General features: G+C 71.7%; 18 protein-coding genes. 10 read left to right on the top strand and 8 right to left on the bottom strand.

Going from position 1 to position 21381, the window contains the following annotated elements; translation table 11 throughout:
* Positions 1-2 precede the first annotated feature (2 nt).
* Positions 3-1058: a lysophospholipid acyltransferase family protein gene (locus AC5P1B_RS29730; RefSeq protein ID WP_493891053.1), complete on the top strand. Its 1056-nt coding sequence runs from the start codon at positions 3-5 to the stop codon at positions 1056-1058.
* Between the two features lie 158 nt (positions 1059-1216).
* Here AC5P1B_RS29730 and AC5P1B_RS29725 read toward each other — a convergent pair whose 3' ends face one another.
* The 4 genes from AC5P1B_RS29725 to AC5P1B_RS29710 all read right to left on the bottom strand — a co-directional run bounded on the left by AC5P1B_RS29725 (position 1217) and on the right by AC5P1B_RS29710 (position 5680).
* Positions 1217-2434 (bottom strand): DUF5667 domain-containing protein, encoded by a 1218-nt coding sequence (locus AC5P1B_RS29725; RefSeq protein WP_493891052.1) that lies wholly within the window; start codon positions 2432-2434, stop codon positions 1217-1219.
* Positions 2435-2752: 318 nt separating this feature from the next.
* Positions 2753-3538 carry an ECF subfamily RNA polymerase sigma factor, BldN family gene (locus AC5P1B_RS29720; RefSeq protein ID WP_493891051.1) on the bottom strand — a complete coding sequence of 262 codons (786 nt, stop codon included), beginning with the start codon at positions 3536-3538 and terminating at the stop codon, positions 2753-2755.
* Between the two features lie 659 nt (positions 3539-4197).
* Entirely contained in the window at positions 4198-5148 is a 951-nt protein-coding gene (locus AC5P1B_RS29715) for an HAD family hydrolase (RefSeq protein ID WP_493891050.1), read from the bottom strand.
* 253 nt (positions 5149-5401) lie between these two features.
* A complete protein-coding gene (locus AC5P1B_RS29710; RefSeq protein WP_493891049.1) occupies positions 5402-5680 on the bottom strand; it encodes a glutaredoxin family protein in 279 nt (92 codons plus the stop codon).
* 334 nt (positions 5681-6014) lie between these two features.
* Between AC5P1B_RS29710 and AC5P1B_RS29705 the strand changes: the two genes are divergently transcribed.
* From AC5P1B_RS29705 to AC5P1B_RS29680, 6 genes are all read left to right on the top strand, one after another.
* Positions 6015-6848, top strand: coding sequence for a redox-sensing transcriptional repressor Rex (locus tag AC5P1B_RS29705; protein ID WP_493891048.1), 834 nt, complete (start codon positions 6015-6017; stop codon positions 6846-6848).
* Positions 6845-8368, top strand: a complete 1524-nt coding sequence (hemA, locus tag AC5P1B_RS29700) for a glutamyl-tRNA reductase (protein ID WP_493891046.1) — start codon at positions 6845-6847, stop codon at positions 8366-8368. Before AC5P1B_RS29705 ends, hemA begins: the two co-directional genes overlap by 4 nt.
* Positions 8365-9432, top strand: coding sequence for a hydroxymethylbilane synthase (hemC, locus tag AC5P1B_RS29695; RefSeq protein ID WP_493891045.1), 1068 nt, complete (start codon positions 8365-8367; stop codon positions 9430-9432). The genes hemA and hemC overlap by 4 nt, the downstream gene beginning before the upstream one ends.
* Complete coding sequence (locus AC5P1B_RS29690) at positions 9429-11093, top strand: bifunctional uroporphyrinogen-III C-methyltransferase/uroporphyrinogen-III synthase (RefSeq protein WP_493891044.1); 1665 nt, start codon at positions 9429-9431, stop codon at positions 11091-11093. The genes hemC and AC5P1B_RS29690 overlap by 4 nt, the downstream gene beginning before the upstream one ends.
* A 2-nt stretch (positions 11094-11095) precedes the next feature.
* Entirely contained in the window at positions 11096-12094 is a 999-nt protein-coding gene (hemB, locus tag AC5P1B_RS29685; protein ID WP_493891043.1) for a porphobilinogen synthase, read from the top strand.
* 257 nt (positions 12095-12351) lie between these two features.
* Complete coding sequence (locus AC5P1B_RS29680; RefSeq protein ID WP_493891061.1) at positions 12352-13326, top strand: NAD-dependent epimerase/dehydratase family protein; 975 nt, start codon at positions 12352-12354, stop codon at positions 13324-13326.
* Between the two features lie 102 nt (positions 13327-13428).
* On the opposite strand, the gene AC5P1B_RS29675 is transcribed toward AC5P1B_RS29680, so the two are convergent.
* From AC5P1B_RS29675 to AC5P1B_RS29660, 4 genes are all read right to left on the bottom strand, one after another.
* Positions 13429-14724 carry an alpha/beta hydrolase family protein gene (locus AC5P1B_RS29675; RefSeq protein WP_493891042.1) on the bottom strand — a complete coding sequence of 432 codons (1296 nt, stop codon included), beginning with the start codon at positions 14722-14724 and terminating at the stop codon, positions 13429-13431.
* A gap of 138 nt (positions 14725-14862) precedes the next feature.
* Positions 14863-16146, bottom strand: a complete 1284-nt coding sequence (locus tag AC5P1B_RS29670) for an alpha/beta hydrolase family protein (RefSeq protein WP_493891041.1) — start codon at positions 16144-16146, stop codon at positions 14863-14865.
* 381 nt (positions 16147-16527) lie between these two features.
* Positions 16528-16746 (bottom strand): hypothetical protein, encoded by a 219-nt coding sequence (locus AC5P1B_RS29665; protein WP_493891040.1) that lies wholly within the window; start codon positions 16744-16746, stop codon positions 16528-16530.
* Between the two features lie 260 nt (positions 16747-17006).
* Positions 17007-17588, bottom strand: coding sequence for an AMIN-like domain-containing (lipo)protein (locus AC5P1B_RS29660; RefSeq protein WP_493891039.1), 582 nt, complete (start codon positions 17586-17588; stop codon positions 17007-17009).
* A gap of 298 nt (positions 17589-17886) precedes the next feature.
* On the opposite strand from AC5P1B_RS29660, the gene AC5P1B_RS29655 reads away from it, so the two are divergent.
* From AC5P1B_RS29655 to AC5P1B_RS29645, 3 genes are all read left to right on the top strand, one after another.
* On the top strand, positions 17887-19434 hold the full coding sequence (locus AC5P1B_RS29655; RefSeq protein WP_493891038.1) for an alpha/beta hydrolase: 1548 nt from the start codon (positions 17887-17889) through the stop codon (positions 19432-19434).
* A 439-nt stretch (positions 19435-19873) separates the two neighbouring features.
* Positions 19874-20560 (top strand): CatB-related O-acetyltransferase, encoded by a 687-nt coding sequence (locus AC5P1B_RS29650; RefSeq protein ID WP_493891037.1) that lies wholly within the window; start codon positions 19874-19876, stop codon positions 20558-20560.
* 88 nt (positions 20561-20648) lie between these two features.
* Positions 20649-21290, top strand: a complete 642-nt coding sequence (locus tag AC5P1B_RS29645; protein WP_493891036.1) for a short chain dehydrogenase — start codon at positions 20649-20651, stop codon at positions 21288-21290.
* The last annotated feature ends 91 nt before the right edge of the window (positions 21291-21381 follow it).

The raw sequence follows: 21381 nt of genomic DNA, 5'->3' as shown, positions 1-21381 counted from the left end.
CGATGGCGGACGCCAAGGTCATCCCGTTCGGTGAGGAACCTCGGTCACGGAGGAAGGGCAAGCGGTCGTCGCGTACGAACCGGTCCCAGGCACCGCTCCAGCCGGTGCCCCCGCAGCAGGAGGGGGAAGACCTGCCGCGGGTGAACGGCGTGCCGCCGGGCTCCCGCGAAGAGACGGCGGCCGGCCCCGAGCACGGTGGGCCGGAGGCGGACGCCGGGGCCGGCTGGGAGCAGCGGCTGGCGGGCGGCCTGAGCTTCCTGCGCCGCCGGATCACCGGCGAGTACGAGGTGGACGACTTCGGCTTCGACCAGGAGCTCACCGATCAGGTGCTGATGTCGATGCTCCGCCCGATGTACGAGAAGTACTTCCGGGTCGAGGTGCGGGGCATCGAGAACATCCCGGACGCGGGTGGCGCGCTCATCGTCGCCAACCACTCCGGAACGCTGCCGCTGGACGGGCTGATGCTCCAGGTGGCCGTCCACGACCACCACCCGGCCGACCGCCATCTGCGGCTGCTCGCCGCTGACCTGGTGTTCATGCTGCCCATCGTCAGCGAGCTGGCCCGCAAGGCCGGGCACACCCTCGCGTGCGCCGAGGACGCGCAGCGGCTGCTGGAACGCGGTGAGGTCGTCGGCGTGATGCCGGAAGGCTTCAAGGGGATAGGGAAGCCGTTCTCCGAGCGCTACAAGCTCCAACGGTTCGGCCGAGGCGGCTTCGTGTCCACGGCGCTGCGGGCCGGGGCGCCGATCGTGCCGTGCTCGATCGTCGGCGCCGAGGAGATCTATCCGATGATCGGGAATTCCAAGACGCTCGCCCGGCTGCTCGGCTTCCCGTACTTTCCGATCACGCCGACGTTCCCGCTGCTCGGGCCGCTGGGCGGAGTGCCGCTGCCGACGAAGTGGACGATTCAATTCGGCGAGCCGATCCCGACGGATCAGTATCCGCCGGGATCGGCCGACGACCCCATGCTGATGTTCAACCTGACGGACCAGGTGCGGGAGACCATCCAGCACACGCTGTACAAGCTGCTGGTACGGCGGCGCTCGGTCTTCTTCTAGAGCTGGGTCTTTAGGGCTCCGTCTTCCTCTGGAGCTCTGAGCTGGAGCTCTGGCGCCGCGCTCGGGGCGCGGTGGTCCGGTCGTGTGGCGAGGGGTGAGGATGTGGCTGGGCCGGTGCTGTGTCCGGACGGGATACGTGCGGACACGGCACCGGACTCTCAGCCGTTTGCTCCCTTCACGTCCTTCGCGTCCTCCGCGTCGAGGCCGAGGCCCGGCAGCAGGTTGGGCAGCAGCGGCGGGATGGTGACGTCCGGCTGAGGCGCGTCGTCGCTGGTCTTGCCGGAGGGGGACGGGATGCCGACGTCGGCTGGTGGCTCCAGCAGACCGGTCCCGCCGAGCAGCCCCTCTGTCTTTTTGGCCTTGCTTTCCGAGACCGACGGGCGTGGGTGGCTGTCGGCCTTGTCCGGGCGGTCTTCCTTGGGAGTGGAGGAGCGCGGCGCCGGACGGTCCGGCTGCGGGGCGCTGGTGCTCCGGGGGGCGCTGGGTTCGGGCTGGGCGCCTCGCTGCTCGTCCGGGTCGGGCGGGAAGAGCGAGCGCAGCGGCTCGACCTCCTCGTTTATGGCGTCGAAGACCAGGCTCACCTCGTCGCCCACGTCCCTGAGCTGAAGGGGCAGCCGGTCACGGAGCTGGCTCCAGCCGTCGCGGTGGGACTTGGTGAAGGACGACAGCTCCCGCATCGGCCCCAGGGAGCCGTCCCGCTCGTACACCCTGTGCAGCAACCGGTGGCCTTCCGACGCGTCATGGCGCATTCCGGACAGCGCCCTGCGCACCTCACCGAGCGACTCGTGGTCCAGCTCGCCCGCGCGACCGCGCTCCATGAGGCGGCGCGCCTCCTGCATACGGGTCGACGCCTGGTCCAGATAGATGCGGCCGCGGTCGCTGTCGTCGTCCGCCATGCCGCGCTTGAAATCCTCCATGCCTCGCTTGAGGCCGTAGAGCGAATCACCGGGCAGGGCGTCGGAGCTGGCTCCGGCGACACCGCCGAACGCCCCAGCGGCCACTCCTACCGTCAGTCCTCCCGCCGCGAGCCCTTTTGACCACCGCGAGCGGGGACGGAACCGGTGGAGCGGACTCGCCCGGTGGCTCCCTTTGCCGGAGAACCGCGGCGAGCGCTGCTCCGGCACCTGGACGGCGCCGTCGGCGAAGGCCGACTCCATGGCGGCGATCAACTGGGCCCGCTGAACTGTCTTGACCTCTGGGTCCAACTCCGGTGCTGGTAGCTCGCCGAGCTCGCTCGTCAGGGCCAGCATCCGGCCACGTTCGGCGTTGTCCTCCGTGGGGTCCGGTTGTCCGGCTGCCGTGTCCTGGAGTTCCTGCTCCTCCAGGGCTTGGGCGAAGGCGTGAGCCCGCCGGTGCGCCGATACGTTCGCGATCACGGGCGGCACCTCCTCTCGTCATCATGGTCGACTCCTCAGGGCGCCTGGGAGGTTGCACGCCTTGAGCGCTTCCACTCGATCGAGTGAGTAGTTGCGGGCATGGCGTGACCGCAGGGAGCCTGCATCCCGCACAACGAGCGGCGCGGCAGGCGGGTTACGCGGTCCTGATGATCGGACCGCCAAGTGGCCTAGGGAGGAGTCGCCGGTTGACCCGCGAGAAGATCGCGAAAGGGCCCACGGAAGGACCGCCGAGCGCGTCGCGGGTGACCGGTGAGGACGAACCGACGGGTGAGGACGCTGCTCGGCTGGCTGCTGAGATCAGCGGGCGTCGTCCGGGAGGAGGCGTGCGAGAGTGCGTACCGCCCGGTACTGGAGGGTCTTGATCGCCCCTTCGTTCTTTCCCATGACGCGGGCGGTCTCGGCGACGGAAAGGCCCTGGAGGAAGCGCAGCGTGACGCACTCCTGCTGCTGCGGATTGAGCCTGCGCACCGCCTGGAGGAGCGCCGCGTTGGAGAGGGATTCGAGGACGGAGTCCTCCGGGCTGCGCTCGACCTCGTTGGCGTCGAGCATCTCGCCCGTGGTGACCTCAAGCCGGAAGCGGCTCGACTTGAAGTGGTCGGCGACCAGGTTGCGGGCGATGGTCACCAGCCAGGCGCCGAAGTCACGGCCCTGCCAGGTGAAGGTACCGATGCGGCGCAGGGCCCGCAGGAAGGTCTCACTCGTGAGGTCTTCGGCGGTGGCCCGGCCTCCCACTCGGTAGTAGATATAGCGGTAGACGGTGTCGGAGTACTGGTCGTAGAGGCGGCCGAACGCTTCGGCTTCGCCGGACTGGGCGCGTTCGACCAGCTCCATCATGCGATGGCTGTCGCTGTCGGCGCTGGGACGGCGGGCGGTTGGGGCACCGCCACGGGCGCGCCTGCTGACGGTCGTGCTTCCGTTGGCCAGGGTGTAGCAGGGCGCGGCTGAGGCTGCGGGGACGGGTGTGGCGAATGCGGGGACAGCGGGGACGGCGTACGCGGTGGGGACGAAGCCGCGCAGTCGGTCAACGACCGTTGCGCGGAGCGTAGCCAGGCCCGAGGCGTCAACCCCGACGTGTGGGTACACGGGACTCCCAGAGGCAGAGCTTCCATCACGTGCAGTGCGGGACCGTTCACTCGTCGTAGGGACGTGTGGGTACCGGTTGCGTCTGAGGAGAATAACGCTTCGTATAGGTGACGCTACACCCAGTTGCTTAAATCGCCGTTTCCGTCCGGTCTGTGATGCCTTGACGGTCGTTCAGAGGTCGAACAGCGATCGGTAATTGATCGAAAAGCTTCGCGTTCTGTTTAATTGCGGGGCCTGTTGTGGCAATCAGGACGTAACAGGACTGGCGGGAGCCGCGTGGGGGTATGCAGCCTGGATTGGCCGAAACCCCCTGTTGGGGAGGGTGGCTGCGGCTTCCGTGGCCACCGCTGTGCCGGGACCTGTGGCCGATGGCCGTCCGCCCGGCGGAAGCTGCGCGCGCAGGTGTCCGCGTGGCGGCCCGGTTGATCGGGGCGGGGGCGCGGGCCGCGCGTGGCGGTCGCTGTGTGTAACCGTTTCCCCGAAGCCGTCGGCGCGGCCTGGATGCCGGCGGCGACGAGGGTGTACCGGAGAGGGTGTATAGGGGCCGCGACGGTTTCGCGGCGTTCGGCGGCGAGGGCCGTGCGGTGCCGGTGGCCGCCGCGATGCCGTGGCGGCTCGATGGTGTCTCGGCGGTGGCGCTCTCAGTGGCGGTGGCGGTCTCAGCGGCGGCGGCGGTGCAGGGCCACCGCGGCGGCCGCGCCACCGGCGACCGCGCCGACTCCGGCGGCGGCCGGGATGCCGACCTTGGCCGCCTTGCGGCCCGTGCGGTAGTCGCGCAGCCGCCAGCCGCGCTCGCGCGCGTACTTGCTGAGCCGGGCGTCCGGGTTGATCGCGTACGGGTGGCCGACGATCGACAGCATCGGGATGTCGTTGGCGGAGTCGCTGTACGCCGCGCACCGCGACAGGTCCAGGCGCTCGGCGGCGGCGAGGGCGCGAACCGCCTCGGCCTTCGCCGGGCCGTGCAGCGGCTCGCCGACCAGCTTGCCGGTGTAGACGCCGCCGATGGACTCGGCGACCGTGCCGAGCGCGCCGGTCAGGCCGAGCCGCCTGGCGATGATCGTCGCGGCCTCGACCGGGGCGGCGGTGACGAGCCAGACCTTCTGCCCGGCGTCGAGATGGGCCTGGGCGAGGGCGCGGGTGCCCGGCCAGATGCGCTCGGCCATGTACTCGTCGTAGATCTCCTCGCCGATGGACATCAGCTCGGAGACGCGGTGGCCCTTGACGATGGACAGGGCGCTGTTGCGCGCGTCCTCCATATGGGCCGGGTCCTCGACGCCGGCCAGCCGGAACCAGGTCTGCTGCCAGGCGAAGCGGGCGAGTTCGCGCTTGCGGAAGAAGTGCCGCTTATAGAGGCCGCGGCCGAAGTGGAAGAGCGCCGCGCCCTGCATCACCGTGTTGTCGAGATCGAAGAACGCGGCGGCGAGGTCGTCGCCGGGTACGGGGAATTCCGGTTCGGCGCTCTCCTCGGGGGCTCCGGCGAGCTCTCCCTCGACGTCTCCCTGGAGTTCCTGTGCGGATTTACGCGCGGCCTCCGCCGCGGCCTCGCCGGCCAGCACGCTGCGTGCTGTAGCCGAGCGCCTGCGGGGAGTGAGCCATCCAAGAGCGGCCATAGCGCGAGCATAGCCAGTTTGTTCGGTCCATCCGGAGTCGGGATGTTTCGGCGGACGTGAACTTTCGGCTACGGGTTTCCGCCAGCGCGGCCGCTGTGGCGCATGCGCGGGGCCGGTGGGGGTGGTGCCGGAGGCGTGTCCTGGTGCTGCCGCGTACAGCCGGGAACCCTGCATTCCGGCCATGCGGGTGCTTCCGCTTGCGGGCTTGGCGTCGCGGTGGCCGGATGAGGCGCGGCCCAGGTGGCGGCGGTTTTCAGCCGCCGAGTGCCTTGCGTAGCCGGGCCGGGTCCACGCGCCAGAAGTCGTGCTGGGCGCCGTCGACGAGGATGACCGGGATCTGCTCCCAGTACTTCCGGTGCAGCTCCTCGTCCTCGGTGATGTCCTTCTTCTCCCATGAGGCGCCGAGTTCGGCACAGACCTTTTCGATCACCTGCTGTGCGTCGTCACACAGATGGCACCCGGGCTTGCCGATCAGCGTGACGGTGCTCTCGGCGGGATTCTTCGCGGCGGTGCGGCGTAGCAGCGGGCTCATGCTGGACATTGTGCCTGGGGCCGACGGGTTCGGAAGGGCGGCCGCGGTCGATTACGATCGTGGGCGATTTGTAGGTATCCGGGGGCATAGCGGTGAGGAGTGTGGGTGCGTGCCCCCGTTGGTGACCCCGCGATTGCGGTGTGAGTGGCGTGAACGGTGTGACTCTGGTGGCAGTTCCGGAATCGGCCCGAAAGGGTGCGTGACACCGGTCACTTTGGTCGGACAAAGCGGACACCATCTTTGTGCACGCGTTCACAAAGGCATAGCCTGCACTTCACGGGGCGGCCCTGGGACGTGCGGCCGCCCGCAGCCCCGCTCTACCCGCAGGAGCACCGTGGCAACTGGCCGAACTCACCGACCGGCGACCCGTAGCCGAGGGATTCCCGAGGCCACCGTCGCCCGGCTTCCGCTGTATCTGCGCGCGTTGACCGCGCTCTCCGAGCGCTCGGTTCCCACGGTGTCCTCGGAGGAGCTGGCGGCCGCGGCGGGGGTCAACTCCGCGAAGCTGCGCAAGGACTTCAGCTACCTCGGCTCGTACGGCACCCGCGGGGTCGGCTATGACGTCGAGTACCTCGTCTACCAGATCTCCCGCGAACTGGGCCTGACCCAGGACTGGCCCGTCGTGATCGTCGGAATCGGTAACCTCGGCGCCGCCCTCGCCAACTACGGCGGGTTCGCCTCCCGCGGCTTCCGCGTCGCCGCGCTCATCGACGCCGATCCGGCGATGGCGGGCAAGCCCGTCGCGGGCATCTCGGTGCAGCACACCGACGAGCTTGAGAAGATCATCAGCGACAACGGCGTCTCGATCGGCGTCATCGCCACCCCGGCCGGTGCCGCTCAGCAGGTCTGCGAGCGTCTCGTGGCCGCCGGTGTCACCTCGATCCTCAACTTCGCGCCCACCGTGCTCACCGTTCCCGACGGCGTGGACGTACGCAAGGTCGATCTCTCGATCGAGCTGCAGATCCTCGCGTTCCACGAGCAGCGCAAGGCGGGCGAGGACGCGGCCCAGGACGCGTCGCAGCCCCCGGCCCCCGCGCGTAACGGCGGCCGTGAGCCGGCCGCCGCGGCCGCGCGCGCCGCCCGTACGGCCGCCGAGCGCGCCGCCCGTAACGCGTCGGACAACAACAACGGACCTGACGGGGACGTGCCCGCCGTGATGCCGGCATGAGTCTCCTGGTCGTCGGCCTGAGCCACCGCAGCGCCCCGGTGAGCGTGCTTGAGCGCGCCGCGCTGCCGGGCGAGCGGCAGGTCAAGCTGCTACAGGACGCGCTGGCCGCCGAGCCGGCGACGGAGGCGGCGGTGCTCGCCACCTGCAACCGCATCGAGCTGTACGCGGACGTGGACAAGTTCCACGCGGGGGTCGCCGAGCTGTCCACGCTGCTGGCGCGGCACACCGGTGTCGAGCTGGACGAGCTGACGCCGTTTCTGTACGTGCACTACGAGGACCGGGCCGTTCACCACCTCTTCTCGGTGGCCTGCGGGCTCGACTCGATGGTGGTGGGCGAGGGCCAGATCCTCGGCCAGATCAAGGACGCACTCGCGCTGGGGCAGGAACTGCACACCGCCGGGCGCCTCCTGAACGACCTGTTCCAGCAGGCCCTGCGGGTCGGCAAGCGGGCGCACAGCGAGACGGGGATCGACAAGGCCGGGCAGTCGCTCGTCACCTTCGGCCTGGAGCAGCTGGCCGAGAGCGGCCCTGTGGAGCGCTGGGCCGCGGGTAAGCGCGCGCTGGTGATCGGCGCGGGCTCGATGTCCTCGCTCGCCGCGACCACGCTGGCCCGCGCCGGTGTGGCCGAGCTGGCCGTGGCCAACCGCACGCTGGACCGCGCCCGGCGACTGGCGACGGCGCTGGCCGAGCAGAGCGCCGCCGTGACCGACGGCGTGGCGGCCGACGCGGCCGTGGACACCTTCGGGCCCGGCGGCACCGTGCCCGCCGACAGCTCCGGCAGCTCCGACGCCGACGCCGCGCACGTGTGCGTCGCCGGGGTGCCGACCGCGGACGGCACGTCGTGCGCCAAGCACGGCGCCCCCGCCTCCGGCCACGCCCTGCTGACCCGCGCGGTGCCCATGAGCGAGGCGGTCACCGAGCTGGCCGAGGCGGACATCGTCGTCTCCTGTACGGGCGCGACCGGTCTCGTGCTGGACGCCGACAGCCTGCGGAAGGCCGCCGGGCAGCGTCAGGACCGGCCGCTCGCCCTCCTCGACCTCGCCATGCCGCGCGACATCGACGCGGCGGCGCACCGGCTCGACGGCGTACGGCTCGTGGACATCGAGTCCCTCGCCGAGGCGTCCGCCGACGCACCGATGGCCGCCGACGTGGACCAGGTCAGGGCCATCGTGTCCGACGAGGTCGCCGCGTTCGGCGCCGCCCAGCGGGCCGCCCACATCACCCCGACCGTGGTCGCCCTGCGCACCATGGCCGCGGACGTCGTCACGAGCGAGATCGCCCGGCTCGACGGACGCCTGCCCGATCTTGACGAGAAGCAACGCGCGGAGATCACGCAGACCGTGCGCCGCGTGGTCGACAAGCTGCTGCACGCGCCGACCGTGCGCGTGAAGCAGCTCGCGAGCACGCCCGGCGGTGCCGGATACGCGGACGCGCTGCGCGAACTCTTCGATCTCGACCCGGAGGCGGTCGCGTCCGTCAGCCGGGCCGATGTGAACGACCCGAAGCGAGGCCGAGCATGACCGACAGCTCACCCCCCACACCCGACCGGCGCGAGGCACCGCCTGGCCGCGTCGCCGCCGGGCTCGGTGGCCCGCTGCGCCTCGGCACCCGGCGCAGCCAGCTCGCGCTGGCCCAGTCCGGACAGGTCGCCGCCGCCGTGCGGCAGCTCACCGGGCGCCCCGTCGAACTGGTCGAGATCACCACGTACGGCGACACCTCGCGCGAGCACCTGGCGCAGATCGGTGGCACCGGCGTCTTCGTCTCGGCGCTGCGTGACGCGCTGCTGAGCGGTGAGATCGACTTCGCCGTTCACTCGCTGAAGGACCTGCCGACCGCGCAGCCCGACGACCTGGTGCTGGCGGCCGTGCCGCCGCGCGAGGACCCGCGCGACGCGCTGGTCGCCCGCGACGGGCTGACGTTCGAGGGGCTGGCCGCCGACGCGGCCGCCGCCGGGCGTGTCGCCCGCGTCGGCACAGGTTCGCCGCGCCGCATGGCGCAGCTCAACGCGTGGGCGCGGACGCACGGTTTCGAGATCGAGACCGTGCCGATTCGCGGCAACATCGACACTCGGATCGGCTTCGTCCGGTCCGGGGAGCTCGATGCCGTGGTGCTGGCTGCGGCCGGCCTCACCCGCATCGGCCGGATCGGGGAGGCGACCGAGATCATCGACGCCGACGTGATCCTGCCCGCCCCCGGCCAGGGGGCACTGGCGATCGAGTGCGCCGCGTCGAACGCGGACCTCGCCGCCCAGCTCGCCGAGCTCGACGACCCGTACACGCGGGCCGCCGTGACCGCCGAGCGTTCCCTGCTCGCCGCCCTGGAAGCCGGCTGTAGCGCCCCTGTGGGCGCACTGGCCGACTTGCTGGTTGATGGGCAGGTCATGACCGAAATGCGCCTGCGCGGCGTCGTCGGCACAACCGACGGCTCGGCGCTGGTGCAGCTGTCCACCACTGGTCCCGTACCCACCTCTTCTTCTCGTAGCGTGGCCGACGGCACCGTGACCCCCACGACAATGGGTCGCGAACTCGCCGCCGACATGCTCGCCAAGGGTGCGGCCGGTCTTATGGGGGAGCGAGCACTTTGAACCCCACCGCCCCAAACCACCCCGGCTGCGGGCACGTCACCTTCCTCGGTGCCGGGCCAGGCGACCCCGGACTGCTGACGCTGCGCGCCGTGGAGGCACTAGCCACCGCGGATGTGCTGATCGCTGACGCGCAAGTGCTCGACGTAGTACGCGCGCACGTACGGCCGAATGTCGCGGCCGACGCGCAGAGCGCACTACGGCAGACCGAGGCTGACGGCTCGTCAGCGGCCGCCGGAGTCCCGGTGCTTAGGGACACCGCCAATCTTGTCATGGCGGCCGCGCGCGGCGGCAAGCGGGTCGTCCGTGCCGTCGCGGGCGACCCCGGCCTCGACGGTTACGCCGCCGAGGAGATGCTGGCGTGCGCCGGTGAGCGCATCGCCTTCGAGGTGGTACCCGGTGTCGCCGCCGCCGTCGGTGTCCCCGCGTACGCCGGTGTCCCGCTGCGCGACGCCCGCGGTGCCGACGTCCGCTTCGTGGACGCCCGCACCGCTGACGACCGCTGCTGGAGCGAGGTCGGCGCCAGCGATGGCACCGCCGTCGTCTCCGCGACCCTGGAGACCGTCGCGGCGGCCGCGGGCGAGCTGGTGGCCGCGGGCCGCAAGCCCGACACGCCGCTGACCGTGACCGTCGCCGGTACGACGACACGGCAGCGGACGTGGTCGGCGACCCTCGGCTCGATCGCGCAGGTACTGAAGTCCGCGAAGGTGCTGCCTTCCGCGGACGGCGGGCAGCCGGTCATAGCTGTGGTCGGCGAGCGCGGCGCGGCCGAGCGGCGCGACCAGCTGTCGTGGTTCGAGTCCAAGCCGCTGTTCGGCTGGAACGTCCTCGTACCGCGTACGAAGGAACAGGCCGCCTCACTCTCCGACCAACTGCGGTCCTACGGCGCGGTGCCCAGCGAGGTGCCGACCATCGCCGTGGAGCCGCCACGCACCCCCCAGCAGATGGAACGCGCGGTCAAGGGCCTGGTCACAGGCCGCTACGAGTGGATCGCCTTCACCTCGGTCAACGCCGTCAAGGCGGTGCGCGAGAAGTTCGAGGAGTACGGTCTCGACGCCCGCGCCTTCGCCGGGATCAAGGTCGCCGCCGTGGGCGAGTCGACCGCCAAGTCGCTCGTCGAGTTCGGCGTGAAGCCGGACCTGGTGCCGAGCGGCGAGCAGTCCGCCGCCGGGCTGCTGGAGGACTGGCCCCCGTACGACCCGGTCTTCGACCCGATCGACCGCGTCTTCCTGCCGCGCGCCGACATCGCCACCGAGACCCTGGTGGCCGGGCTGATCGAGCTGGGCTGGGAGGTGGACGACGTCACCGCGTACCGGACGGTGCGCGCGTCGCCGCCGCCCGCGGAAACCCGCGAGGCGATCAAGGGCGGCGGCTTCGACGCGGTGCTCTTCACCTCGTCGTCGACCGTGCGGAACCTCGTCGGCATCGCGGGCAAGCCACACAATGTCACCGTCATCGCCTGCATCGGCCCGGCCACCGCGAAGACCGCGGAGGAACACGGCCTGCGGGTGGACGTGCTGTCGCCCGAGCCCTCGGTGCTCAAGCTCGCCGAGGCGCTCGCCGAGTTCGGTGCGGCGCGGCGAGCCGCCGCGATCGAGGCCGGGGACCCGGTCACGCGCCCGAGCGAGCGGCGGCCCGGATCGCGTAGGAGGGCACGCTCTTGACCATGGACTACGGCAGCTTCCCCGGGGCCAGGCCCCGGCGGCTGCGCACCACCCCCGCCATGCGGCGGATGGTCGCCGAGACCCGGCTGCACCCGGCAGAACTGATCCTGCCCGCGTTCGTCCGCGAGGGCGTCAGCGAGCCGGTGCCGATCGCGTCCATGCCGGGCGTCGTGCAGCACACCCGGGACACCCTGCGGAAGGCAGCCGTCGAGGCGGTCGAGGCGGGCCTCGGCGGGATCATGCTGTTCGGCGTGCCCGAGGAGTCCAAGAAGGACGCCGTGGGCACGCCGGGGACCGACCCGGACGGCATCCTCCAGGTGGCCCTGCGGGACGTCAGGTCCGAGGTCGGCGACGAGCTCGTGATCATGTCGGACCTGTGCCTGGACGAGCACACCGACCACGGCCACTGCGGCGTCCTGGACGCCGAGGGCCGGGTGGACAACGACGCCACGCTGGAGCGGTACGCCCAGATGGCGCGGGCGCAGGCAGAAGCGGGCGCGCACACGGTCGGCCCGAGCGGCATGATGGACGGCCAGGTCCGGGTCATCCGTGAGGCGCTGGACGGCGCGGGCTACCAGGACGTGTCGGTCCTGGCGTACACCGTGAAGTATTCGTCCGCGTTCTACGGCCCCTTCCGGGAGGCCGTCGGCTCCTCGCTCATGGGCGACCGCAAGACGTACCAGCAGGACCCGGCCAACGCCAGGGAGTCCCTGCGCGAGCTGGCGCTCGACCTCGCCGAGGGCGCCGACATGGTGATGGTCAAGCCCGCCCTTCCGTACCTGGACATCGTGCGCCAGATCGCGGACGCGGTGGACGTGCCGGTCGCCGCGTACCAGATCTCCGGTGAGTACGCGATGGTCGAGGCCGCGGCGGCGAACGGGTGGATCGACCGGGAACGGGCGATCATGGAGACCCTGACGTCGGTGCGCCGCGCGGGCGCGGGGATGATCCTGACCTACTGGGCGACGGAGGTCGCCCAGCGCCTGCGGGCGGCTGGGTAAGCGCGCCCACGCGCGCGTACGCCGCCTGTTCGGCCGCGTACGTACGCCACTTGTGAACGCTGTGAACGCCGTACGACAGCCCCCGCCCGGGTCGACCGGGCGGGGGCTGTCGCTTCTCGCTCGTCACGGCGGGTCTTCCGGGACCGCCGGTGAACTGGGCCGCGTCCCGCTTCTTCTGCTGTTGGCGAATCCGCTGAGAGCGTGCGTCCGGCCCGAACACGCCGATCAGGGGGCACAGTCACCCCATGAGATTGCTGATGCTGGGTGGAACGGAATTCGTGGGCCGAGCTGTCACCGAGGCGGCCCTGGGACGCGGATGGCAGGTGACGGTCTTTCACCGCGGGCACCACGCGGCGCCGGCCGGGGTGGCGGCCCTGCACGGCGACCGCACCGCGGAGGGCGGGCTCGCTGCGCTCGCTGAGGGGGAGTGGGACATCGTCGTGGACACCTGGTCCGGCGCGCCGTCGGCGGTCCGGGACACCGCCCGCCTGCTGGCCGACCGGGTCGGGCGCTACGTCTACGTCTCCAGCGGGTCGGTGTACGAGTACCCGTCGGCGGCCGGACACGACGAGGACTGGCCGGTGGTGGCCGGGTCCCCCGACGACGGCGGGGACGTGGACTACGCGCGGGCCAAGCGCGGCGGGGAACTGGCGGTTCTCGCGGCCTTCGGCGACCGGGCGCTGCTCGCGCGCGCGGGGCTGATCCTCGGCCCGTACGAGAACATCGGGCGACTGCCCTGGTGGCTGGGCCGGATGGCGCGCGGCGGCCCCGTGCTCGCTCCGGGCCCCCGCGATGTGCCCTTGCAGTACGTGGACGCGCGCGACCTCGCCAACTGGTGCCTGGACGCCGCCGAACGCGGCCTCAGCGGTCCGTACAACATCATCAGCGAGCCTGGTCACACCACCACCGGCGAACTGCTCGACGCCTGCGCGCGGGTCACGGGGAGCGACGCCGAGCTGCGCTGGATGGACGGGGAAGCCCTGGTCGCGGCGGGTGTTGAGCCGTGGTCGCAGCTGCCGGTCTGGGTGCCGAGGGGTGAACTGCACGACGCGCTGCACCGCGGCGACGTCTCCAAGGCCCTTGCCGCCGGGCTGCGCTGCCGCCCCGTCGCGGAGACCGTGGCGGACACCTGGGCGTGGCTGGAGAGCATCGGCGGCCAGCCGCCGCAGCGCCCTGACCGGCCGCAGGTGGGCCTGGACCCGGAGGTCGAGGCGCGGTTGCTGGCGGGCTGAGAGCGGAGAGCCCCGCCCTGCGTGCCGGTCGTACGGCGGGGCCCCGGCCCCGCACGGTCGCGGGGCTGGGGCGGGCTCCGGGCCGTCCGGACGTCGTGCGCGCTAGCCGATGAACTCCACGTCGGGGAAGCGGGCCGTCGGCCGGTCGAGCAGCGGCTGGTGGCGGCCGCGCAGGTGCTGGTCGAAGAAGGCGGTCAGATAGGCGCGGCGGGTCGCGGTGAAACGCTCGGGAGGCACCGTGCCGACCTGCGCCCGCGCCCGCGCCGGGATGCCGAACCGCTCGTCGAGCACGGGGATGACGATCTGGAAGTCGGTGTACGACTGGTGGGCCGCCTCCTTCGACCACAGATCGCGCTTCCAGCCGGGCGAGTGCTCCCAGAGGCCGGCCAGTCCGATGACGCTGGGCGAGCGGTGATGGAAGGGAGTCCCTTCCGGGCCGCCGAGCATGCTGCCCATCAGCAGGAACGGCTGGCGCAGGCCCCGTACGGCCGCCTGGACGGGCTCGGTCCTGCTGTAGATGAGTGGCCCGTCCTGGCCGACACCGGCCCGGATACGGCGGTCCACGAGCATGGCCTCGGCCATGCCGGAGGGGCCGAGGGAGTGCCCGTAGGCGCCGACGCGTGAGATGTCGACGGCGGCACAGAGCCCGTGCGGCAGCGGGCGCCGTGCGGCGTCCGGGTTGTGGCCGCGCGCCAGGAGCCGCAACTGGTCGAGGACGAAGCGGAGGTCGGCCACCCGCGTGCCGACGGCTGCCCTGGTCCGCTGGTCCGGGGGCAGGTCGATGAGCAGCGGTGAGGACGTACGGAGGTCACCGTCGGGGAACTCGACCGCCATCGCGTCGTAGGTGTGGTCGACGGTGACGACGACGTAGCCGTGGCTGGCCAGCTCGGAGACGGTCACGGTGTCCGAGCCGCGCGGCGCCTGCAAGCCGGGCGTGTACAGCACCACCGGCCTGCGCCGGGCGCCCGGGGCGACGGGGACACCGGTCCTGGCATGGGTGCTGGTGCCCGCCCAGTCCACGGCGCCGGCGGGGAGGCCGAAACTCCGCTGCGCGTACGCGTCGATCACACCGGCCGTCCGCGGCCTGGCGTACGGCGCGGTGGGGCCTTCGGCGCCCCCGCGGGCCGGATACCAGACGCTGACCATCAACTCACGGGCGCGAGGCGGCCCTTCGGCCCACTGCTCGTCGCGGTGGCGGTCGATGAGGTGGAGTTCGGTCATGCCGACCGCGTGGCGGCCGGTGGGGGCCGGGAGGTCGAGGCGGAACGGGGTGTTCCGGGTGGTGTTCTGGCGGGTGGCGGCCCCGACGGGACGCGCCAGGACAGCGGTCAGGCCGGTGGCCGCCGCACCGCCGAGAACGGCGCGCCGGGCCAGGGAGATTGATCGGGGAGGCCTCATGGTGTGACCTTCTCTTGTGAGGTGGAGCGGTCGTGCGTGATGGCGCGGCCGCTGCCGGTGAAGGGGCGCCCCGGCCCCGCGTTGTCGTGCGGGCCGGGGCCAGGACCGGTGGCGAGGGCGCTGTCAGCGGGGCGCGCCTCAGTCGTCGAGGAACTCCACGTCGGGGTAGAGCGGTGACGGGCCGTCGAGCAGGGGCTGATGGCGGCCGCGCAGGTGCTGGTCGAAGAAGGCGGTCAGATAGGCGCGGCGGGTCGCGATGAAACGCGCCGGGGGGACCGTGCCGATCTGGTCCAGCATCTCCTGCGGCAGGCCGAACCGCTCGTGGAGGACGGGGAAGGCGGCCTGGTAGTCGGTGTACGAGTGGTGAGCGGCCTGCTTGGACCACAGGTCCAGCTTCAAGCCGGGCGTGTTCTTCCAGAACAGCGGCCACGAGGGCATGTGCAGATGGTTGACCGGGAGGCCGTTGAACACGCCGCCCATCATCATCAGTGGCTGACGCAGGCCGGTGAAGGCGACCGGCGGCGGGTCGGACTCGTCGTAGCCGAGCGGCCCGTCCTGAACGACACCGGCCCGGATGCGCCGGTCGAGGCGCATGGTTTCGGCCATAGCAGAGGGGCCGAGGGAGTGCCCGTAAGCCCCGAGGCGTCGCATGTCCAGCGCGCCCCTGAGGCCATGGGGCAGGGGGCGCCGCGCGGCGTCCGGGTTGCGGCCGCGCGCCAGTGCCTGCAACTGGTCGAGGACGAAGAGGAGATCGGCGACCCGGCAGTTGATCACCGTGCGGTTCCGCTTCTCGAACGGCTCCATGTCCATGAGCAGCGGGGAAGGCCGGCAGAGCCGTCCGCCGGGGAACTCGACCGCCAAGCCCTCGTAGGTGTGGTCGACGGTGACGACGACGTAACCCCGGCTGGCGAGCTCGGTGACCAGGAGGACATCGGAGTTGCGCACTGAGTGGAACCCCGGCTCGTACAGCACGACCGGGCTGCGGCGGGCGCTCGGGGCGACGGGGACGCCGGTCTTGGCGTGGGTGCCTATGCCAGCCCAGTCCACGGACCCGGCCGGGATCGCGAAGTCGCGAACGGCGAGCTCCTCGATGGCCGTCGCTGTCAGCGGACCGCCGTAGGGCGTGGCCGGCCCCTCGGCGCCCCGGCGCGCCGGGTACCAGATGCTGATCATCAGTTCGCGGGGGCGGCGCGGGCCCTCGGTCCATTGCTCGTCGCGGTCGTGGTCGATGAGGTGCAGGTCTGTCATGCCGACCGGGTAGGGGCCGGTCGGAGGCGGGAGGTCGAAGCGGAAGCGGGTGTCCTTGGTGGCGGCGTCGGCGGTGGCGGCGAAGGGGGACGCCAGGGCGGCGGTCAGTCCGGCCGCGGTGACACCCCCGAGAACGGAGCGCCGGGACAGGGGAGTCGCGGATATGTGTCTCATGTTCTTGCCTTTCGTACGTACGCGGCGCGGTACCGGCGGTGAGGGCGGTACGGCGGTTGGGTGGGAGGTCGAGTGAGTGGCATATGGGGCAGGTGAGGTGAAGCGACCCCATGTGGTTCGGTCGTTGTGACGGTGGTCGGGCTGTGGGGCATGTGGGTCGGGAGCGTCCGAAGACACCGCTGCGACCCGTGTTGGGGCGTGCTGTGAGCGAAGGGTGTGGCCAGAGCGGTCGCAGTGATCAGCGCGAGGGCGTGTGGGCGTGCCCGGGTGAAGCCGCGCGTGGGGGCGCGGAAGGGGGTGCGGGCGCGGCCGGCCGCTTCGTTGCGCGGCGGGTCGGGGCGAGGTGGGAGGTGCGTTGCTGCCTGGGCCGGGAACTCCGCGTCAGATGCGCGGGTCGGGGAGCGGCAGGCGGCGCCGAGGCGCGTCGCGTTCAGGCTCGGCCTCGTAGTGGCCGGTCAGGGCGGCCGGGGAAAAGCCGTCGCGGGCGCCCCGGGCAGTGGTGGCCGTGAACGAGGGGGATGGGGCGGCGGTCAGCCCCGCTGTGGCGGCAGCACCGGGAAAGGTGCTCCGTCGCAGGGGTGTTGATCGTGGATGCCTCATGGGGTCAACCCTGGCATGCGCTGTGGCGGCAGGGGAGGGTGGGGCGAAAGACTGGCCGGATACAGGCTGGTAATCGGCGGATATGGAGAGAAGTGGTTTATCTGCCGGAAGGCGTGAGGCGCCGGTCCGTGGCGGGTATGACAGTGGCCCCGGCCCGCCGTGAAGGGCGTGGCCGGGGCCTGTCGGTGACTCTCGCCGGTGCGGCGGCTCGTGTCAGCGGCGACGCGGAGCGGTGCCGTGAGCCGTCGCGGTGACCCGCGTCAGCGCGTCGCGGTCCAGGAGTGCGCGACGTCCACGATGAGGTGGTTGTCCGTCTGCGTCACGCGGAACGGCAGCTTGGCGCGGACGCCGAGGCCGATCTGTGTGTCACCTTCGAAGCTGCTGCCGAAGCGGGCGTCCTTGAACGTCTTGAACCCGGTGATGTTCACACCGGGAAGCGGCTGCCCCGCCCGCCCCTTGTAGGTCGCCTGGCCCGTCGAAGGGTCGTAGCTCGGCGCGGCCGCGCGCACCTCAAGTATGGCGCCGCCGTTGACCTTGATCAGGTCACCGGAACCGTCCTGGCGCAGCTCGTTGACGTAGCCGACGCGGTACCCGATGGGCTCGTCGCCCGTGCCGCGTACGTCGAAGACCAGGCGGTCGAAGCAGGCGTGCTGCCCGGCCCTGATGTTCTCCAGCGGCTGGTAGCTGGTCGGTTCGCTGCTCTTGCCGCCGCTGCCCCACGTCGCGTTGCAGGTGGCGTCGGACGCCGCGGGTGGCGTGGCAGCGTTGGCCGTCGCGGCTGTCGCCGACAGCCCGGCGCCCGCCAGCATGATCGCAGCCATTGCAGTGCCCCACCGTCGCATTACGTACCCCCAGATGATTGCCGTCGATTACACGTCTTTCCGCGCTGATACACGCTTATGACGCGCATACGCGCTTATGACGCGTGTACCTCTCAAGACGTCCGGCATGCCCCAACGGTTGTGCGGATATTGCGCGTTGGCGCGATCTTGGTGGTGAACTGGCTGGTGGCGGCCGGGATTTGGCTCGTAGCGGAACGTGGGTGAGGGCTGTCGGGCGCTGAGGCAAGGGGCCTTACCCCCTGTCGGGTGTCGTGGTGGGTCACTGGTGACAGGAGAGGGTCGCGGCGAGACTCGGGCCATGGGAATCACGCAGCCAAGCACACGCGGCAGAGCAGCCATCCGTTCGGTTCCGGCGCTCGCCCTCGCTCTCACCGCCTCCCTGGTCGGTGCCGCCCCCGCTGCCGAGGCGGGCACCCCCGGCGCCGGGACCCGCGCCCAGGCACCCGCCTCCGACACGCCGCTGACCTGGGGGAAGTGTGCGGATGCCGCGGCGGGTCCGCGGCAGGAGTGCGCCACGGTCGCGGTCCCCCTGGACTACGCCGACCCCGGCGGCCGGCAGATCAGCCTCGCCATCTCCAGGGTCCGCAGCGAGGAGCCGTCGGCTCGCCGGGGCGTCCTGCTGATGATCCCCGGCGGGCCAGGCTCGCCGGGTCTGAACGGCCCGACCACGAAGGGGAAGAAGCTGCCTAAGGCGGTGCGCGAGGCGTACGACCTCATCGGCTTCGACCCCCGGGGCGTCGGCCGCAGCACGCCCGTCAGCTGTGACCTGGCGCACGAGGACCTCGCCATGACGAAGCTGCGGCCGTGGCCGGACGTGGACGGCGGCGTCACCGGCAGCGTGGCCAGCGGCCGGCACATCGCGCAGACGTGCTCCCGGGACGGCGGTGAGCTCATACGCAACATCAGCACCAGGAACGAGGCCAGGGACATCGACCGCGTCCGCCAGGCGCTCGGCGAGCGCAAGCTGTCGGCGTGGGGCTTGTCGTACGGGACGTACGCGGGCTCCGTGTACGCCCAGATGTTCCCCGGCCGCACCGACCGCTGGGTGCTGGACAGCAATGACGACCCGGACCCGAAGCGCGGGGCACGCGCCTGGCTGGCCAACTACGCCGTCGGCGTCGAGGACAGCCTGCCCGCCTTCGCCGCATGGGCGACCGCGCCGGGCAACCCGGACCGGCTGGCGGAGAAGCCAGCGGCCATCCGCCCGATGATCCTCAGCCTCGCGGCCCGCCTCGACCGACGGCCCATTCCGTGGGACGGCGCCAACCCGGCGGAGCTGAACGGCAATGTGCTGCGGCATTCCCTGGTCGACGGCCTGCACTCCAAGGACCGTTTCGCGGCCCTCGCCCAGCTGATCCGTGCGGCGCGCGACGGCCGGCCGCTGCCCGCTCCGGGCAAGCCGTCGGACGACGAGCTGCGGAACATCATGGCCGTCTCCGTGGGCACCCTCTGCAATGACGTGTCCTGGCCGCGCTCGATCCCCGGCTACGAGCGGAAGGTCGCCGAGAACCGGGCACGGCATCCGCTCACCGCGGGGATGCCCGCCGGTGTCATGCCGTGCGCTTTCTGGCCGTACGAGCCGAGGGAACCGGCGGTACGGATCACCTCGCGCGGCCCGTCGAACGTGCTGCTCGTGCAGAACCTGCGGGACGTCGCCACACCGCACAGCGGGGCCGTGAAGCTGCGCCGCGCCTTCGGTGACCGGGCGAGGATGGTCTCGGTGGACGCCGTCGGGCATGGCGCGTACGTGGCCAACGGCAACGCCTGCGGTGACCGGACGGTCACCGACTTCCTGGTCACGGGCAAGCGCCCGGCCCGCGACACGGTCTGCGCGGCGAGCGGCTAGCCGTCGTCCGGCGGATCGTGCTGGAGGTGCCTCTGCCTGTGTGTTGGGGAGTGCGGGTGTGTTGTGGCTGGTCGCGCAGTTCCCCGCGCCCCTGGTGGGGCGCATGCTGCTTGGGCGCGTGATCCGGCCTCGTCCGTCGCCAGCGGATTGTGTCGGTCGGACGTGCGGGTGCGAGTGCGGGTGTGTTGTGGCTGGTCGCGTCGTTCCTCGCGCCCCTGGTGGGGCACAGTCCTTCGCTGCTGTGCCGGGGCTGGTTCCCCGGGGGCCGCCGCCCAGTTCGCCGGACCGAAAAAGAATCACGTGGCGGCGCGAGGCGATCTAGGGTGAGCCGCTGTGCCCGGCACCGGGCTCACCGGGCACACCGGTTCGCGGGTGCCCCGCCCCGTGCGCCATCCCGGCCCGTGCCCGGGGCGACCGCACGCGTGAGAGGAGAGGCGCCATGACTTCCGTAATCCCCGACCCCACCGTTCTGCATCCGCTGCCCGAGCACCACCGGGTGGTGCTGCTGAAGCCCCTCGTCAAAGATCCACGGATCGAGGTGGGGGACTTCACGTACTACGACGACCCCGACGCGGCCCACCTGTTCGAGCAGCGCAACGTGCTGTACGCGTACGGGCCCGAGCGGCTCGTGATCGGGAAGTACTGTGCCATCGCCACCAACACCACGTTCGTCATGGCGGGGGCCAACCACCCGGCCATGGGCGTCTCGACCTTCCCGTTCACGATCTTCGGCGGGGCGTGGGCCGAGCGCACCGGCGACATCCTCAGCGGCATGGCCACGCGTGGGGACACCGTCGTCGGGCACGACGTGTGGTTCGGGCGGGGGGTCACGGTCATGCCGGGGGTGACGATCGGCGACGGCGCGATCATCGCGACGGGAGCCGTCGTCACCGCCGACGTGCCGCCGTACACCGTCGTGGGCGGCAACCCGGCCCGGACCGTCAAGCGGCGCTACGACGATGCCGACGTCGACCGGCTGCTGCGCGCCGCCTGGTGGGACTGGCCCGTCGAGCTGATCACCGAGCACGTCCGGACGATCATGACCGGCACCCCGGCCGACATCGAGGCCATCGCCGCCGAGCACGGTCTGGTGGCGGCGGAGCCGAAGCCGGAGCCGGAGCGGTGATCCGGGGCCGCTGGATGGCTCAACCGCGCGCGTACGGTACGCCGCATCCCCTTCTGACCGGCACCCTACAGAGAGAACACCGCACACCATGAGGATCATTGTGGTCGGCGCGACGGGCGTCATCGGCAGCGCGGTCGCCGCAGCGCTGGACAAGGAGCACGAGGTCATACGGGCCTCACGCGGCGGCGCCGTGCGCGTCGACCTGGAGGAACCGGCTTCTGTGGACGCCCTGTTCGATACGGTCGGCGAGGTGGACGCGATCATCTGCTGCGCGGGCAGCGGGCGCCTCACACCGCTGGATTCGCCCTCGGACGACGACTTCACCTATGGCCTGGACAGCAAGCTCCTCGGCCAGGTCCGGCTGGCCCGCCGGGCCCTGACGCGGCTGCGGGACGGCGGGTCCATCACGCTCACCAGCGGGACCTTCGAAAAGCCCACGCCCGGCGGCGCGTTCGGCGTCCTGGTCAACGCCGGGCTCGACGCGTTCGTACGGGCCGCCACCATCGAGATGCCGCGTGGCTTGCGGATCAACGCGATCAGCCCGGGGTGGGTGGCCGAGACCCTGCGGAAGCTGGGCATGGACGACGTGGAAGGGACACCGGTGAGCGTGGTCGCCCGCGCCTACGCCGACGTCGTCACGGGGAAGGCCAACGGGGAGGTGGTCTTTCCGGTGGCTGACCGGCTGACCGGCTGGCGGGTTGACCGGCTGACCGGCGGGCGCGTGTCGTAGCGGCGCGCGCCGGTGGTCTCCGGGCTGTCCGGTCCGGGCCCGCCCGGCCCGGACCGGCCCGCCCTCGCCCGGGCAGCCGGGCGCCGGGGGA

The sequence above is a fragment of the Streptomyces sp. A01 genome, from assembly GCF_059026195.1.
Note: the sequence above shows the minus strand (reverse complement) of the source record. Positions and strands in the feature narration are given on the sequence as shown.

Excerpts from the sequence above, each read along its gene's own strand:
- AC5P1B_RS29675 (WP_493891042.1), bottom strand. The coding sequence starts at position 14,724 with ATGAGGCCTCCCCGATCAATCTCCCTGGCCCGGCGCGCCGTTCTCGGC.
- hemB (WP_493891043.1), top strand. The coding sequence starts at position 11,096 with ATGGACTACGGCAGCTTCCCCGGGGCCAGGCCCCGGCGGCTGCGCACC.
- hemC (WP_493891045.1), top strand. The coding sequence starts at position 8,365 with ATGACCGACAGCTCACCCCCCACACCCGACCGGCGCGAGGCACCGCCT.
- AC5P1B_RS29710 (WP_493891049.1), bottom strand. The coding sequence starts at position 5,680 with ATGAGCCCGCTGCTACGCCGCACCGCCGCGAAGAATCCCGCCGAGAGC.
- hemA (WP_493891046.1), top strand. The coding sequence starts at position 6,845 with ATGAGTCTCCTGGTCGTCGGCCTGAGCCACCGCAGCGCCCCGGTGAGC.
- AC5P1B_RS29680 (WP_493891061.1), top strand. The coding sequence starts at position 12,352 with ATGCTGGGTGGAACGGAATTCGTGGGCCGAGCTGTCACCGAGGCGGCC.
- AC5P1B_RS29665 (WP_493891040.1), bottom strand. The coding sequence starts at position 16,746 with ATGAGGCATCCACGATCAACACCCCTGCGACGGAGCACCTTTCCCGGT.
- AC5P1B_RS29715 (WP_493891050.1), bottom strand. The coding sequence starts at position 5,148 with ATGGCCGCTCTTGGATGGCTCACTCCCCGCAGGCGCTCGGCTACAGCA.
- AC5P1B_RS29645 (WP_493891036.1), top strand. The coding sequence starts at position 20,649 with ATGAGGATCATTGTGGTCGGCGCGACGGGCGTCATCGGCAGCGCGGTC.
- AC5P1B_RS29650 (WP_493891037.1), top strand. The coding sequence starts at position 19,874 with ATGACTTCCGTAATCCCCGACCCCACCGTTCTGCATCCGCTGCCCGAG.
- AC5P1B_RS29730 (WP_493891053.1), top strand. The coding sequence starts at position 3 with ATGGCGGACGCCAAGGTCATCCCGTTCGGTGAGGAACCTCGGTCACGG.
- AC5P1B_RS29670 (WP_493891041.1), bottom strand. The coding sequence starts at position 16,146 with ATGAGACACATATCCGCGACTCCCCTGTCCCGGCGCTCCGTTCTCGGG.
- AC5P1B_RS29660 (WP_493891039.1), bottom strand. The coding sequence starts at position 17,588 with ATGCGACGGTGGGGCACTGCAATGGCTGCGATCATGCTGGCGGGCGCC.
- AC5P1B_RS29655 (WP_493891038.1), top strand. The coding sequence starts at position 17,887 with ATGGGAATCACGCAGCCAAGCACACGCGGCAGAGCAGCCATCCGTTCG.